This window comes from Neisseria sp. P0021.S006 (assembly GCF_051956895.1).
In genome coordinates, this window is the sequence record NZ_JBQCWZ010000423.1 from 1 (window position 1) to 1,209 (window position 1,209).

The window sequence follows — 1,209 nt, forward strand, 5'->3', positions numbered from 1 at the left end:
CTGTCTTTGATTTGGTCTTCTAGCAAAAAGGCCGTCTGAAAACCGCTTTGATTGCCCAAGAAAATAATGCTGCCTGTGTGGTCGATATGGGCAAATGTTTCAGGCAGATTACCGGCGATCTCAGAAACAAATGCCGCTTTGCCCAAAGCCCAAACCTGGATTTCGCCATCAAATTCGATTTGCGCGCTGACGCCGTGTCCGATACGGTTGATCCGTTGCTGCACTTTCACATCAAGCGCGGATATGGGGCCATCTGAAAGCGTATGGTTCAAAATGGCACGGGCGATGGGGTGTTCGGATTGCTGCTCCAATGCTTGGGCAACGGCAAGGGCTTGGGCCTCGTTCAGACGGCCTGCGGACAACATACGGCTGACGGAAAGCTGCCCTTTGGTCAACGTACCGGTTTTATCGAACACGACATCGTCAATTTGAGCAAGCGTTTCCAAGCTTTGTTTGCCGCTGATGAGAATGCCGTCTTTGGCAAGCGCACCGGTAGAAGCAGCCAGTGCGGTCGGAGTGGCAAGCGATAAGGCACACGGACAGGTAATGACCAGCAGGGCAACGGTAATCCACAAGGCGGTGTGCGCATCGGCATACCAAGCCCAGCCGATAAAAACAGGAACTGCAAGCAAGAGCTCGCCAAATACAAAACTGGACGCGTATTTTTCGGCCAACTCGGCGGCACGCGGTTTTTGCGCCAGCGCACGGTCGAGCAGTTTGACGATATGGGACAGGCGCGTGTTGCCGCCGGTATGGTCGGTGCGGATGATTAAAGGGCTGCTGGTGTTGAGCGTGCCGGCGGTTACTTTTTCAGACGGCCTTTTCACGATGGGCAGGCTTTCGCCGGTCAACATGGCTTCGTTAACTTCACTCTCGCCGGATAAAACCGTACCGTCCACCGGAATGACTTCGCCGGGCTTCACAACAATCGTATCGCCGATATTGAGGCGGACGACTGCGGCTTCTTCGATGGCTTCACTTTCCGGATAAGATGGCAAACGGTGGCAGAATGCCGGAACCAGTTTGACCAACCGCTCCGCCGCATCGCCTGCTTTGCGTCGGGCAATCTGTTCCATAAAACGCCCGCCCAACAGGAAAAACAGCAGCATGGCGATAGATTCAAAATACATGCCCTGCCCTGCGTTGGTGGCCAGGCTGTAAATACCCGCAATAAAGGTCATCACAATGGCAATGGCAATCGGCGTATCC

General features: G+C 54.3%; 1 protein-coding gene. It reads right to left on the reverse strand.

Annotation, left to right across the window (positions count from 1 at the left end):
- Nucleotides 1-1,209: heavy metal translocating P-type ATPase (locus ACTHUM_RS14690; RefSeq protein WP_440403247.1), on the reverse strand; the 1,209-nt coding region annotated here is incomplete at both ends.